Annotated in this window: 12 protein-coding genes; 6 read left to right on the forward strand and 6 right to left on the reverse strand. The window is 69.3% G+C overall.

Features of this window, described 5'->3' with window-relative positions:
* Window positions 1-92 precede the first annotated feature (92 nt).
* The 6 genes from gyrB to dnaA form a co-directional block, all read right to left on the reverse strand.
* Window positions 93-2,057: a DNA topoisomerase (ATP-hydrolyzing) subunit B gene (gene gyrB, locus GD748_RS04820; protein WP_405002665.1), complete on the reverse strand. Its 1,965-nt coding sequence runs from the start codon at window positions 2,055-2,057 to the stop codon at window positions 93-95.
* 369 nt (window positions 2,058-2,426) lie between these two features.
* Window positions 2,427-3,086, reverse strand: coding sequence for a DUF721 domain-containing protein (locus GD748_RS04825; protein ID WP_193312813.1), 660 nt, complete (start codon window positions 3,084-3,086; stop codon window positions 2,427-2,429).
* The gene (recF, locus tag GD748_RS04830; RefSeq protein ID WP_152194002.1) at window positions 3,079-4,308 is read right to left on the reverse strand and encodes a DNA replication/repair protein RecF; all 1,230 of its coding nucleotides are present in this window, start codon (window positions 4,306-4,308) and stop codon (window positions 3,079-3,081) included. The genes GD748_RS04825 and recF overlap by 8 nt, the downstream gene beginning before the upstream one ends.
* A gap of 98 nt (window positions 4,309-4,406) precedes the next feature.
* Entirely contained in the window at window positions 4,407-5,318 is a 912-nt protein-coding gene (gnd, locus tag GD748_RS04835) for a phosphogluconate dehydrogenase (NAD(+)-dependent, decarboxylating) (RefSeq protein WP_152194003.1), read from the reverse strand.
* A 109-nt stretch (window positions 5,319-5,427) separates the two neighbouring features.
* Window positions 5,428-6,558 (reverse strand): DNA polymerase III subunit beta, encoded by a 1,131-nt coding sequence (dnaN, locus tag GD748_RS04840; RefSeq protein ID WP_152194004.1) that lies wholly within the window; start codon window positions 6,556-6,558, stop codon window positions 5,428-5,430.
* A gap of 670 nt (window positions 6,559-7,228) precedes the next feature.
* Window positions 7,229-8,704, reverse strand: coding sequence for a chromosomal replication initiator protein DnaA (dnaA, locus tag GD748_RS04845; protein ID WP_152194005.1), 1,476 nt, complete (start codon window positions 8,702-8,704; stop codon window positions 7,229-7,231).
* A 372-nt stretch (window positions 8,705-9,076) separates the two neighbouring features.
* Here dnaA and rpmH point away from each other — a divergent pair, with 372 nt between their 5' ends.
* The 6 genes from rpmH to rsmG all read left to right on the forward strand — a co-directional run bounded on the left by rpmH (window position 9,077) and on the right by rsmG (window position 12,504).
* Complete coding sequence (rpmH, locus tag GD748_RS04850) at window positions 9,077-9,214, forward strand: 50S ribosomal protein L34 (RefSeq protein ID WP_098483823.1); 138 nt, start codon at window positions 9,077-9,079, stop codon at window positions 9,212-9,214.
* A 6-nt stretch (window positions 9,215-9,220) separates the two neighbouring features.
* Entirely contained in the window at window positions 9,221-9,625 is a 405-nt protein-coding gene (gene rnpA / locus GD748_RS04855; RefSeq protein WP_152194006.1) for a ribonuclease P protein component, read from the forward strand.
* Window positions 9,626-9,690: 65 nt separating this feature from the next.
* Complete coding sequence (yidD, locus tag GD748_RS04860; protein ID WP_152194392.1) at window positions 9,691-10,041, forward strand: membrane protein insertion efficiency factor YidD; 351 nt, start codon at window positions 9,691-9,693, stop codon at window positions 10,039-10,041.
* A 12-nt stretch (window positions 10,042-10,053) separates the two neighbouring features.
* Entirely contained in the window at window positions 10,054-11,226 is a 1,173-nt protein-coding gene (gene yidC / locus GD748_RS04865; protein ID WP_152194007.1) for a membrane protein insertase YidC, read from the forward strand.
* 66 nt (window positions 11,227-11,292) lie between these two features.
* Window positions 11,293-11,832, forward strand: a complete 540-nt coding sequence (locus tag GD748_RS04870) for a Jag family protein (RefSeq protein ID WP_193312814.1) — start codon at window positions 11,293-11,295, stop codon at window positions 11,830-11,832.
* A 21-nt stretch (window positions 11,833-11,853) separates the two neighbouring features.
* The gene (rsmG, locus tag GD748_RS04875; RefSeq protein WP_152194009.1) at window positions 11,854-12,504 is read left to right on the forward strand and encodes a 16S rRNA (guanine(527)-N(7))-methyltransferase RsmG; all 651 of its coding nucleotides are present in this window, start codon (window positions 11,854-11,856) and stop codon (window positions 12,502-12,504) included.
* Window positions 12,505-14,281 lie beyond the last annotated feature (1,777 nt).

Consider the following 14,281-nt stretch of genomic DNA (forward strand, 5'->3'; position numbering starts at 1 on the left):
TCCTCGGGTGGCTGGGTCACGTTCGTCCTTCTCGTCTCAAGCTCCGGGGCGACGGCGGACGCCGGTCACCCCCCTGTCGGGTGCGCTGGGTGCTAGATGTCCAGGAAGCGCACGTCGTGCGCGTTGCGCTGGATGAAGCCCCGGCGGGACTCCACGTCCTCGCCCATAAGGATGGAGAACGTCTCGTCGGCGGCCGCCGCGTCCTCGATCGTGACCTGGCGCAGGGTGCGGGTCTCGGGGTTCATCGTGGTGTCCCAGAGCTCCTGGTCGTTCATCTCGCCCAGTCCCTTGTAGCGCTGGATGCCGCTCTCCTTCGGCAGCCGCTTGCCGGCGCGGGCGCCCTCGGCGAGGAAGGCGTCCTTCTCCTTGTCGGAATACACGTACTGGTGCGCGGCGTTCGACCACTTCAGGCGGTACAGGGGCGGCTGCGCGAGGTAGACGTGGCCGCCCTCGATGAGCGGGGTCATGTACCGGAACAGCAGAGTGAGCAGCAGCGTGGAGATGTGCTGGCCGTCGACGTCGGCGTCGGCCATGAGCACGATCTTGTAGTACCGCAGCTTCGCGATGTCGAAGTCCTCGCCGATGCCCGTGCCGAACGCGGTGATCAGCGCCTGGATCTCCTGGTTGCCCAGGGCCCGGTCGAGGCGTGCCTTCTCGACGTTGAGGATCTTCCCCCGCAGCGGCAGGATCGCCTGGTGCTCGGGGTCGCGGCCCTGGACGGCGGAGCCGCCGGCCGAGTCGCCCTCGACGATGAAGATCTCGGACTTCGTGGCGTCGCGGCTCGAGCAGTCCTTGAGCTTGCCGGGCATCGAGTTGGACTCGAGCAGTCCCTTGCGCCGGGTCGCCTCGCGGGCCTTGCGGGCCGCCATGCGCGCGGCCGCCGCCTGCTGGGACTTGCGGAAGACGTCCTTCGCCTCGTTCGGGTGCGAGTCGAGCCAGTCCCCGAGGGAGGAGTACAGCTGGGTCTGCACGAAGGTGCGCGCCTCGGTGTTGCCGAGCTTGGTCTTCGTCTGGCCCTCGAACTGCGGCTCGCCGAGCTTGATGGAGATGACGGCGGTCAGGCCCTCCCGGATGTCCTCGCCGGTGAGGTTCTCGTCCTTCTCCTTGAGCAGGCCCTTGTCGCGGGCGTACTTGTTCATCAACGACGTCAGCGCCGCACGGAAGCCCTCCTCGTGCGTGCCGCCCTCGGTGGTGTTGATGGTGTTCGCGTAGGTGTGCACGGCCTCGGAGTAGCCGTTGGTCCACTGCATCGCGATCTCGACGGAGATCCGGCGGACGGTGTCCTCGGCCTCGAAGTCGATGATCTCGGGGTGGACGAGGTCGACCTTCTTGGTGGCGTTGAGGTGCGCCACGTAGTCCCGCAGGCCGCCCTCGTACATGTACGAGACCTCGCGGTGGCCGGTGCGGGCGTCGTCGGCGGTGCCGGCGTCGTCACCGGTGATCTCGTCGCCGGCGTCCGTCACGCCCGCCCGCTCGTCGGTCAGCGAGATCCGCAGGCCCTTGTTGAGGAACGCCATCTGCTGGAAGCGGGCCCGCAGGGTCTCGAAGTTGTAGTCGGTCGTCTCGAAGATGTCGTCGTTCGCCCAGAACGTCACGGTGGTGCCGGTCTGCTCGGTGGCGTCGCCCTTCACGAGCGGACCGGTGGGGACGCCGTCGACGAAGCCCATGCGCCAGGCGTTGCCCTGGCGGTGGACCTCGACCTGGAGACGGCTCGAGAGGGCGTTGACGACGGACACGCCGACGCCGTGCAGGCCGCCGGACACCGCGTACCCGCCGCCGCCGAACTTGCCGCCGGCGTGCAGGACCGTCAACACCACCTCGACGGCCGGCTTGCCCTCGGTGGGGTGCAGGTCCACCGGGATGCCGCGGCCGTTGTCGACCACCCGCACGCCGCCGTCGGCGAGGAGAGTGACCTCGATGGTGTCGGCGTAGCCGGCCAGCGCCTCGTCGACCGAGTTGTCCACGACCTCGTACACGAGGTGGTGCAGCCCGCGCTCACCGGTGGACCCGATGTACATGCCCGGGCGCTTGCGCACCGCCTCGAGGCCCTCGAGCACGGTGATGTTGCCGGCCCCGTACTCCTGGGTGGTCGGTACGGTGCCGGAGCTGGCGTTGGTAGAGCTCTGCTCGGCCGGTGCCTGCTCTGCCGGTGGCACGCTCTCGGTGGGGTCGTTCTCGGCAGCGTCAGCACTGTGGTCAGCCACGGTCGCAGGCTCTCCTCGTCTCGCGGGCAGCGCACCGCCGTCACCTGGTGAGCCGGGTACGGGGGCCGCCGCTTGATCCCCTCAGGCGTCTTGGCGCGCCAGTCGGGTGGGTCGTTCGATTCTACCGTGCCTGAGCCGAAAACCACGAATATCCACAGGTGTTTTCCACAGGGTGTCCGTCACTGTGGACGCAGCCCTCGGGGCGCGAGTCCCCGGCCGATCTCAGCCGTAGGTGTCGCGTGGCCCGCGACCACGCACCGAACGGTAACCGTGCTTCCACGACGGCCCGCCCGGCCCCAGCACGGTGATCGACGACACCGTTCCCTCGCCGACCTCCTCGGCCAGACGCCGCTCGAGCTGGGGCAGGAGCAGACGTACCTGGGTCGCCCAGGCGGTCGAGGAGGTGCGGAGCACCAGGGCACCCTCCTCGAACGTCTCGACCTGGCAGTGGTCGGCGATCTGGTCGCCCACGACCTCGCGCCACCGCCCGACGACGCCGCCGACGCTCAATGGGACGCGCCACCCGCGCTGGGCGAGCATGCGCTCGGCGATCCCACCGAGCGACTGCGGGTCCCGGCGGGAGGGGCCGGGACCACTGATGCCGTAGCCGAGGCCGGGACCGGGGCGCCACCGCCGCGTACCGGTGGAGTCCTGGTCGCCGTCGTCCGGGCCGCCGTCACCCGGGCCCGCCTGCGCGTCCGTCGCGGCCGCTCCGGCACGCCGTCGCGGGGCGCCGCTGCGGTAGAGCCCCTTGGCCCGGGCCGCCTCCCGAGCCCGTTCAAGAGCAAGGCGGGCGACGGCGTCGCGGTCCTCGGCCTCGTCGGCGCTCGCGGCGCTGCCGGGGACGACGCCCTCCGGCACGGCTCCCGGTCGTTCAGGCACGGGTCACCTCCCCGTCGTGGACGTCGAAGCGTGCGCCGGCGAGCGTCTCCGGGACGTCCTCGGGCACGGCCGCGGTGATGAGCACCTGCTGCGCCCCTGCCACCATGGCCGCCAGCCGCTGCCGGCGTCGGGAGTCGAGCTCGGCGAAGACGTCGTCGAGGATGAGCACGGGCTCGCCGTCCCTGCCCCAGGGCGAGCCGTCGTCCTCGCGCAGCACCTCGTAGGAGGCGAGCCGCAGCGCGAGGGCGTAGGACCAGGACTCGCCGTGGCTGGCGAAGCCCTTCGCCGGGAAGGTGCCGAGGCTGAGCACCAGGTCGTCACGGTGCGGACCGACGAGGCAGACACCCCGCTCGATCTCCTTCTCCCGCAGCCGACCCATCGCCGCGACCAGCCGTTCCTGCACGGCCGCGGTGTCGAGCAGCGCGGTCTCCCGGGCCTCGACCCCCTCCCGTGCGGCCGCCCCGGCGGCGCCCTCGTCGGCGAGCTGTTCCGCCGTCGGGTCCGGGACGGAGTCGCTGACGTCGATGTTGGCGCGGTAGTCGATGCGGGCCGCGCCCTGCCCGGCGCTGACCTGCTCGTAGGCGTCGGCCACGTGCGGGCGGAGGCGGCGCACGAGCTGCGTGCGCGCCGTGACCAGCTGGGCGCCGGCCGCCGCCAGCTGCCCGTCCCACACGTCCAGGGTGCTCAGGTCGGGCCGACCCCCGCGACGCCGGACGGCGCCGGCGGACTTCAGCAGTGCGCCGCGCTGGCGCACCACCTTGTCGTACTCCGCCTTGACGCCGGCCAGACGGGGCGACAGCAGCACCACCAGCTCGTCGAGGAAGCGCCGCCGCTGCGTGGGGTCGCCCTTGACCAGCTCGAGGTCCTCGGGGGCGAAGAGCACCGAGCGCACCACGCCGAGGACCTCTCGGGTCCGGGTGGGTGCCCGGTTCAGCCGCGCGCGGTTGGCCTTGCCCGCGACGATCTCGAGCTCGACCATCGTGGGCCTGTCGCCGTGGACGACCTTGGCGCGCACCACGGCGCCGTCGGTGCCCTGGCGCACGAGCGCGGCGTCGGCCGCGACCCGGTGGCTCGAGAACGTCGAGAGGTACGCGATCGCCTCCACCAGGTTGGTCTTGCCCTGGCCGTTCTGGCCGACGAACGCGCTAACGCCCGGCTCGAGGCCGAGGACGAGCTCGCGGTAGGAGCGGAAGTCGTTGAGGGCGAGGTCCGAGACGTACATCCTCGCCCTCCTCCTTCCTCCGTCCGTCTGCCCTGCTCGCCTCCGCCGGTCCTCCTCGCCGCCGGTCCCGGCCGGGGCGTCGCCCGGCCGGCCGCGTCCTACTCCGCGGCCGGCGTCTCCGTCTCGGCGGCCTTGACGGCATGTCCGCCGAACTGCTGCCGGAGCGCGGCGACCGCACGCATCGCCGGGGAGTTCGGCTGACGGGATGCGAAGCGCGCGAACAGCGCCGCGGAGATCACCGGCACCGGCACGGCGTTCTCGATCGCCTCGTTGATCGTCCACCGGCCCTCGCCGGAGTCGTCCACCCAGCCGGAGATGTCGTCCAGACCGGGGTCCTCCTCGACCGCGCGGACCATGAGGTCCAGCAGCCACGAGCGCACGACCGTGCCGCGGCGCCAGGCGCCGAAGACCGCTCCGACGTCGGGAATCAGGTCGTCGCGGGCCTCGAGGAGCTGGTACCCCTCGGCGTAGGCCTGCATGAGGCCGTACTCGATGCCGTTGTGGACCATCTTGGAGTAGTGGCCCGCGCCCACCGGGCCGGCGTGGACGAAGCCCTCGTTGCGGGGTCCCTCCGGGCGCAGCGCGTCGAAGACCGGCATGAGGAGCTCGATGTCGTCCTGGGCGCCCCCGGCCATGAGCCCGTAGCCGTTCTCCCGGCCCCAGATGCCACCGGAGACGCCGACGTCGACATAGCCGATGCCCTTCGCCGCGAGGGAGTCGGCGTTGGTCCGGTCGTCCTCGAAGTGGGAGTTCCCGCCCTCGACGACCACGTCGCCGTCGTCGAGCAGGCCCTCGAGCTCCGTCAGCACCGCGGCGGTCGGCGCGCCGGCCGGCACCATCACCCAGATGACCCGCCTGGGCTGCGGCAGCGCCGCCACGAGCTCGGCGAGCGAGGCGACCTCGGAGTTCTCGGGGTTCGCGTCGTACCCGGTGACGTCGATGCCGGCGGCGCGCAGGCGTTCGGCCATGTTGCCGCCCATGCGGCCGAGGCCGACCATTCCGATGTGCATCTCAGCTCTCCCTCCGGGACCGATGCCCCGTCCGTCTGTGCCGGTCGGGTGACCGGCGCGGCTGCCCTGGTGGAGTCCGGGGCGTCCGGCCAGTCTCCCGCGCCGGGGGTCAGCCGGCGAACCGGATGGGCATGAGCAGGTAGCGGAACTCCGGCTGGTCGTCGCCCTCGAGCTCGGCCTGGCCGGTCATGACCGCCGGCTTGCTCGGGTGCGTGAACGACATCCGCACGTAGGGCGTCGTCAGTGCCCCCAGACCGTCGAGGAGGTACTGCGGGTTGAACGCGGTGGTGATCTCCTCGCCCGTCAGCGCCGCCTCGAGCGCCTCCGAGGCCTGGGCGTCGTCGCCCTGCCCGGCCTCGAGGACCACCTGGCCCTCGGAGAAGCTGAGCCGGATCGGGGTGTTGCGCTCGGCGACCAGGCTGACGCGGCGCGCGGCCTCGACCAGGACCTGGGTGCCGACGACGGCGTGGGTCGTCGTGGTCTCCGGGAAGAGGCGACGGACCGGCGGGTAGTCACCCTCGACGAGGAGGGAGGTGGTGCGGCGGCCGCCCGCCTCGAAGCCGACGAGCGCCGCAGGACCCTCCGAGGACAGGGCGACGTCCAGCGCGCCGGCGCTCGTCATGGACTTCGCGACGTCGGAGAGGGTGCGGGCGCGCACGAGGGCGACCTCGGACAGGGACGGGGCGCCCGGGTGCCAGGTGAGCTCGCGCATGGCGAGGCGGTAGCGGTCGGTCGCGAGGAGCGTGATCTTCTCGCCCTCGATCTCCACCCGCACACCGGTGAGCAGCGGGAGGGTCTCGTCGCGGCTCGCAGCGATGGTCACCTGGGCGACCGCCTCGGTGAGCACCCCGGCGTCGACGCTGCCGCTGGTCTCCGGCATGGTCGGCAGCGCGGGGTAGTCGTCGACAGGCATCGTGAGGAGCGTGAAGCGGGAGGCGCCGCAGGTCAGGACCACCTTCGAGCCGTCGACGTCGACGTCGACCGGCTTGGCGGGCAGCGCCTTGCAGATGTCGGCGAGGAGCCGGCCGGAGACGAGGACGACACCGGGCGAATCCACCTCGGCCGGGACCTCGGAGCGGGCCGAGACCTCGTAGTCGAAGCTGGAGAGGGTCAGGGTGCCGTCGGAGTCGGCCTCCAGCCGAACCCCGGCGAGCACGGGGACGGGCGGCCGCGTGGGCAGGGAGCGCGCCGTCCAGGTGACAGCCTCGGACAGGACGTCACGTTCGACCCTGAACTTCACGATTGTTGACCTTCTCTCGATGTCTCGCCGGAGGGTGCACGCGGCGCAGGCCAACCCTACGCGAGGTGGTCAACGCCTCGGTACCCGAATGAGGACACCGGTGTCATTTACCCGCCGAACCAGTGCCGGCCCGGTCACGTTGGTTCTCCACATCATTCTCATCCAATAGGTGTCTTCATCGTCATAGCCCTTGTGGAGACTGTGGAGAACCGGTGTTCCTGCAGGTCAGAATGACAAGAAGGGTGTGTGTGGACCAGTGGCCCAGGCTGTGCGCGGCCGCCGGTGGCAGTGGATCTGTCATTCGTCCTCAGACGACGTCCACGGATCCACCCCGCCGCGTCCACCGGCACCGACGGAGTTGTCCACGGCTATCCACAGGAATGTGCACAGCTGTGCATCTCCATATCGGGTGACCGGCGTCACGGTCAAGGGGTCAGGCCGTGATTGGCATGAAGTTCTCGGTTGGTCCCGAGGCGGGGGCGGCTCCCGCGGGGCACTGGCGGCTCGACCCCGAGACGGGGGACGAACGCCACCTACGAACGCGACCTACCCGGACCGCCCGACGGCGTCCCGGCGCGGGCGTCGTGTTCGGCGTCGGCCGGTCAGGCTCCACGGGCGTGCTGATCGGCGGCCGTCAGGCGCCGTGTGCCTTCTGCTTGGCGGCAGCTGGTCAGGCGCCCCGTGCCTTCTGCTTGATGCGGTTCGTCAGCTCGGTCACCTGGTTGAAGGTCGATCGCTTCTCCGCCATCTGCTCGCGGATCTTGCGGTTGGCGTGCATGACGGTGGTGTGGTCACGGCCCCCGAAGAGCTGACCGATCTTCGGCAGGGACAGGTCGGTGAGCTCGCGGCACAGGTACATGGCGATCTGACGGGCGTTGACGAGCACCCGTGAGCGGTCGGCGGAGCACAGGGCCTCGATCGAGACCGAGAAGTAGTTGGCGGTCTGGCTCATGATCAGCGACGGCGTGATGTCCTCGCCGTCGGGGTCCGTGATGAGGTCCTTGAGCACCATCTCCGCGAGGGAGAGCTCGACCGGCTGGCGGTTGAGGTTCGCGAACGCGGTGACCCGGATGAGCGCACCTTCGAGCTCGCGGATGTTGGTCGAGATCCGCGACGCGATGTACTCGAGGACGTCGTCGGAGGCCTGGAGGTTCTCGTTGACGGCCTTCTTGCGCAGGATCGCGATGCGCGTCTCGAGGTCCGGCGGCTGCACGTCGGTCAGCAGACCCCACTCGAACCGTGAGCGCAGCCGGTCCTCGAAGCCGTTGAGCTGCTTGGGCGGCAGGTCCGAGGTGATCACGACCTGCTTGTTGTCGTTGTGCAGGGTGTTGAAGGTGTGGAAGAACTCCTCGACGGTCTGCTCCTTGCCGCCCAGGAACTGGATGTCGTCGATGAGGAGGACGTCGACGTTGCGGTACCGGCGCTGGAAGTTCTCCGCCTTGTCGTCGCGGATGGAGTTGATGAAGTCGTTCGTGAACTCCTCCGAGTTCACGTAGCGCACGCGGATGCCGGGGTAGAGGTTGCGGGCGTAGTGGCCGATCGCGTGGAGGAGGTGCGTCTTGCCGAGTCCGGAGCCGCCGTAGATGAACAGCGGGTTGTAGGCCTTCGCCGGTGCCTCGGCGACCGCCGTCGCCGCCGCGTGGGCGAACCGGTTCGAGGAGCCGGTGACGAAGGTTTCGAAGGTGTACTTAGGGTTCAGCCGGGTCGACTCCATGGAGTTGCCGTCCACGGAGGTGCCGCGGTCCGCCGTCGAGCGGTGCGGGGCCCCGGGCCGCTCCTCACCATTCCTCGCCGGCGTCCGTGCCGACGGGGGTGCCAGGTGGTCGACGACGGTCGCCGGCGCCGCGATGGGCGTGGGCTCGGGCGGGGGTGCGCTCTCCTCCAGCGTGGGGTCGACGGTCACCGCGAACCGCACGCTCGAGCCGACGACCTCGGCCAGGGCGTCGGTGATCGCTCCACGGGCACGGGTCTCGACGAACTCCTTGGCGAAGTCGCTCGGCACTGCGAGCAGGATCGTCCCGTCGATGACGCCCAGCGGCTTGGTGAGCTTGACGAAGGCCAGCTGCGCCCGGCCGATCTCCCCGCGGGAGGTCAGCAGATCGACTACCTGGGTCCAGCTCTCGGTGATGGTCTGGTTCTCCGACAACTGTGGACTCCCTGGCGACGGTGTGTGACTGAGGACTGAGTGTGTCACGCGAGTCTAGGTGTCCACACAGTTATCCACAGATGTGGGTAGTCTCTCGGCCGTACCGATCGGCACCATGGTGCCGCCGGCGGTCGCCGCGCACCTGAAGGGCCGGCCTGGTGTGTCCGGTGTGATGTCCACAACTGTGGCATTTCCTGGGATTGACCGCCATGACGGCGCTCGCGTACCGTAAGCAGGCCGTCTCGACGGATCCTGAGGTGTGCCCGCGTACAGGAATGCGGAGCGGGCAGGGGACGTCGACGCAACCGATCGTGCACTGCCGACAACCGTGGCGGGGCCTCAGAGAATCACCGAGCGTTTTGGAGTCATGCCGTGAGCAAGCGCACTTTCCAGCCGAACAACCGGCGCCGGGCCAAGGTGCACGGCTTCCGTCTGCGGATGCGTACCCGTGCCGGCCGCGCCATTCTCTCCGCGCGCCGTCGCAAGGGACGTTCCGAGCTCTCTGCCTGAGAGCCGGTGCTGCCTCCCCGGCACCGGATGCGTCGCGCTGACCAGTTCTCCGACGCAGTCCGCCGGGGTGCCCGTAGCGGAGCGCGACGCCTTGTCGTGCACCTGGGGGCCGGGCGGACCGACGACCTCGAGCCGACGAGCAGCCGCACCGACGACGCGGCTCTCGTCGGCTTCGTCGTGCCCAAGGCCGTAGGGAACGCCGTTCGGAGGAACGAGGTGAAGCGCCGGCTGCGCCATCTGATGGCAGCTCGTGCTGGCGACCTTCCGGCCGGCACCCACGTCGTGGTGCGTGCACTTCCCGCCGCTGCGGGTGCCACGAGCACGGAGCTGGCGGCCGACCTCGACGCGGCACTCGCCGGAGCGCGGCGTCGGGCGGAACGAACCACCGCAGCAACGAGGGGGCGGCGATGAACGGTGACCGGCAGGACGGTACTGCCGACCCGGAAGGCTCCGGCGTCGAGCGGCCCCGCAACCCGCTGACGTGGTTGCTCCTGGCGCTGGTGCGGGTCTACCAGCTCGTCGTCTCGCCCTGGCTGCCGCCGAGCTGTAAGTACTACCCGTCGTGCTCGGCATACGCGATGACCGCGTTGCGGCGGCACGGGTTCCTGAAGGGCAGCGCGCTCGCCGTCTGGCGGCTGCTGCGCTGCAACCCGTGGAGCCTCGGGGGCGTGGACCATGTCCCGCCGCCAGGACGCTGGTCGAACGACGACGACTCCGCCCGCACGGCGGAGAGCACCGAGAACGTGGGTCAGACCCACGTCCCGAATGCCCGTACCCTCGGTGCAGGTACATGGGGGGCGCGGACGACCGCGCCGCAGGATCACTAGGAGTTCTGACGTATGGACTGGTTCGACACAATCCTGTACCCGATCATGGTTGCGGTCGCGTGGATCATGGTGCGGGTGCACGAGCTGCTCGTGCTCCTCGGGATGTCCGAAGGTTCCGGGCTGGCCTGGATCCTGTCCATCGTCGGCCTCGTGATCGTCATCCGGATCGTGCTGATCCCGTTGTTCTTCAAGCAGATCAAGGCCGCCCGCGGCATGCAGCTCGTCCAGCCCGAGATGCAGAAGCTGCAGAAGAAGTACAAGAACAAGACCGATCCTGCGTCCCGGCAGAAGATGCAGCAGGAGATGATGGCGCTCTATCGGGAGCACGGGACGAACCCGTTCGCCTCCTGCCTGCCGATCCTGCTGCAGATGCCGATCTTCTTCGCGCTCTTCCGGGTGCTGGTCAGCCTCGGTGACATCGCGACGGGCGCCCGGGAGGGCATCGGCCCGCTGACCCAGGAGCTCGCGATCCAGGCCGAGGGCTCGACGCTCTTCGGCGCGCGCATCTCGGAGACCTTCCTGCGGTCGGAGGACCCGACCGTCAAGGTCGTCACGGTCATCCTCATCATCATCATGTCGGCCACCACGTTCTTCACCCAGCGGCAGCTGACGATGAAGAACATGCCGGCCGCCGCGCTCGACAACCCCATGGCGCGTCAGCAGCGGATGATGATGTACGTCCTGCCGCTGATCTTCGCCTTCTCAGGCGTGAACTTCCCGATCGGTGTGCTCATCTACTGGTCGACGACGAACATCTGGTCGATGGGCCAGCAGTTCTACACGATCCGCCAGCAGCCGGCGCCCGGCTCCGAGGCGTACAAGGCTCGCCAGGAACGGATCGCCAAGAAGCGTGAGCGCAAGGGTCTTCCCCCCGTGGAGGAGGAAGAGCAGAAGGCCGCCACGGAGGTCGAGGTGGCGAAGGGGCAGCGCGTGCAGCCCAAGCGGAAGGACCGCGCCAAGAAGGCCGGCCCGGCCGGCGCCACTGCCGCGTCGGTCCCGGCGCCGAGCCCGGATGACGCAGAGCCGGAGGACGACGAGGACGCGGACGGCGGCGCACCGATCGGCAAGGACGGCCTGACCCCCGCGGAGCGCGCGCAGAAGCGGTACGACGAGCGTGCGGCCCAGCGGCGCGCGGCCGCGGCGAAGCGCAAGGCCCAGGGAAAGAACCAGGGCAGGAAGAAGTAGCATGCGTGCCCGGACACCGGGCCACACGCCCATGACCCCTCCGCCGGTCGGCGGATCATGCAAGAGATGAGGACACCCGTGAGCGAGGACGAGAAGGCAGGCGTCGAGACCCCGCGCCCCGCGAGCTCAGAGACAGTCAAGCGGCTCGAGGAGGAGGGCGAGATCGCGGCCGACTACCTCGAGGAGCTGCTCGACATCGCCGACCTTGACGGCGACATCGACATCGACGTCGACCACGGACGCGCGGCTGTGGAGATCGTGTCCGAGGACGACGGGTCGCGGTGGCTGCGGCGCCTCGTCGGCGAGGACGGCGAGGTCCTGGACGCCGTCCAGGAGCTGACCCGGCTGGCCGTGCAGGCCAAGACGGGTGAGCGCAGCCGTCTGATGCTCGACATCGCCGGCTACCGCAAGGACCGGAAGGCCGAGCTCACCAAGATCGCCGAGGCTGCCATCACGAAGGCCCGGACGTCGGGCGGCCGCGTCGCGCTCGAGCCGATGAACCCGTTCGAGCGCAAGGTCGTCCACGACGTCGTGGCGGCGGCTGGTCTGGTCAGCGACTCCGAAGGTGTGGAGCCGAACCGCCACGTCGTGATCCGCCCCGCCTGATCCCGTTCTGGGTTGGCGGGGATGGAGAAGGACGAGGAGGCGCTCACCGAGGTCGAGCGACCCACTGCGGAGGTCCAGGAGCTGTTCGGCCTTTCGTGGTCTGCGATGGAGCACTTTGCGCAGATGCTGGTCGAGGAGGGCGAGCTCCGGGGGCTGATCGGCCCGCGTGAGCTGCCTCGTCTGTGGAGCCGGCACCTTGTGAACTCGGCGGCGGTCTCACCTTTCGTGCCCGACGAGGCCGCGGTCGCGGACGTCGGGTCGGGCGCCGGCTTCCCCGGGATGGTGCTGGCGATCATGCGGCCCGACGTGACGGTGCACCTGATCGAGCCGATGGAGCGGCGAGTCGTGTGGCTCGACGACGTCGCGCGAGAGCTTGAGCTCGACAACGTCGAGGTTGTCCACGCACGGGCCGAAGAGCTGCACAAGAAGGTGCGCTTCGACGTCGTCACGGCCCGCGCGGTGGCCGCGATGGACAAGCTCGCTCGGTGGACGCTCCCGTTGGTCCGTCCGGGCGGGCGCCTGGTCGCGCTGAAGGGCAGGCGTGCGGAGGAGGAGCTCGAGGCGGCGAAGTACGTCCTTCGGAAGCTGGGGGCGGGCGACGTCTCCGTGGAGGAGGTCCGTCCGGTGCGTGAGGGTGAGTCGACGGTCGTGGTCGTCGTGACCAAGAGGTAGGTGCACACGGGGGCCGCGGCACGGGCGGCCCCGACGCTACTAAGAACCGTTATCATTACGCGGTCGGGAGGGCCCCACGTCGGCGGCCAAGCGCGCAACTGCGTGCTGTCGCCTCTGTGACGGTCCCGAACCGAGGTCGGGTGGCGACCGCGCGTTCTGCGACCCGCCGGCGCGGGGATCGTGATGCTCGCTGCACTCAGCACCGCAACACCTTCCTGGCCGGCATGGACGCGTCATGGGGCACTCGGAGCTTCCTTCGATGGCGCCGGGTGCCGCACGGGGCGATACTCGCTGGCACTCGCCAAGCTCCCGCGGGTGGAGTGGACGCCATGCCGGCGGTGTGCGGCCCTCCATCCACCGGGTCCCACGTGAAGTCGCCTACGGACCGCTTCCGAATGTTGACCGTTGTCTGAGTAGCTGTGCTCGATAGCAGGGTGCATCGCGGTTCCACGTGAAACGATCCCGCTTTGCGGTTGATGTCGACAAACCGGTGCCTTTGCGGATGAGATCGATCAACCGGTGCGGTGATCTGGGCGGAACCTGCGCGACCCCCGACCCGGAGCGGTGACCACGGACAGTTGCCCTCTGAGCTCCTGGTTGCCGTTGAAGAATGTCAGTAGCGCCTCGTTCGAGCTGGCCACAGGCAGTTCGCCATTGGCGCTCAGAACGTTCCGGATCGGTGACTCGCACTTCGAGCAGGGGCCGTTCACCGTTTCACGTGAAACCGGCCCTTCCTCTACGTCGAACGCGGGGTGAGTTTCCAGATATGGCTGGCTCGCGTTCCACGTGAAACGTCGGGAGGAACGAATCCGAAGGCATCAATATATGTGTGGCCGACCGGTTCCGCCGCCGCAGTCGACACGCTCTCTCCGCCCTTCATCTGCGTTCAAAGGTTCTGACTGCAACGCCGAACCCTGGGCCGGCTGACTGCAACGCCGGATCCTGGCCGACGGTGCGCGTGAATGGTGCCCTCGGATCCTGGCAGTCTGGGCCTAGAGCGCAGGCTACGCTCAGGGCGCAGGTACGGTCGAGGAAAGGGCTTTGGTCGCGGCCCAGGTGCTATACGGAATGGCTTGAGCGACTGTGTCTCCCCTTGGCCCTGGCATCTACGTCGATTCCTCACTGGCGAGTCCCTAGATCACTACCCGTGCCGCCTCGTGGAGCCTCTGCCGCACAAGTGCTGGTTACGAGATGCGCGCCGTTTCACGTGGAACTCTGCCCGCCGACAAGAGGCGGGTACCTCGCCATCAACCAGCTTGTGATCTGTGAGTAGTACGGGGGCTGCCTCGTCACTCTGCCGAAATTGGGATTGGCCAGCCTCCGGCGCGGCCTGCAGGCGTAAAGAATGCGGTAACCGACTGGCATCAGGCCCCAGGATTCGCCGGCGGTCGGGGCAGTGCGAAACACCCACGGTGTCGCCTCGCTTGATTCTGGGAGCTCTGCCGTCTGTACGCGAACGCCGCGCCCGACCAGTACCCGCCATGTCTGGGGTTGTTTCACGTGGAACCTGCCGCGGTTCGCACCAGGGTACGGACGTACCGAAAGGGCGGCTGGAACGGCGCCGACGACGACTCCGCACTCCTGTCAGGACCGCTGGGGCCGACGCAGTCACAGGTGCGTTCGAACGGTCGCCGTGGGCGAGCAGAGCGGCGCCGAACTCCTGTCCACTCATGTCGGCGACGCTCTGCGTCTGAGCCGAATCGCGTGCAGCGTTGCGAGCGGGTCGCAATAGAACTGGGCCGGCCCATCGCCTGCGTCGTGGGCTGGGCCCCGTCAA

The organism is Georgenia subflava, from assembly GCF_009193155.1.
Classification (GTDB): Bacteria; Actinomycetota; Actinomycetes; order Actinomycetales; family Actinomycetaceae; genus Georgenia; species Georgenia subflava.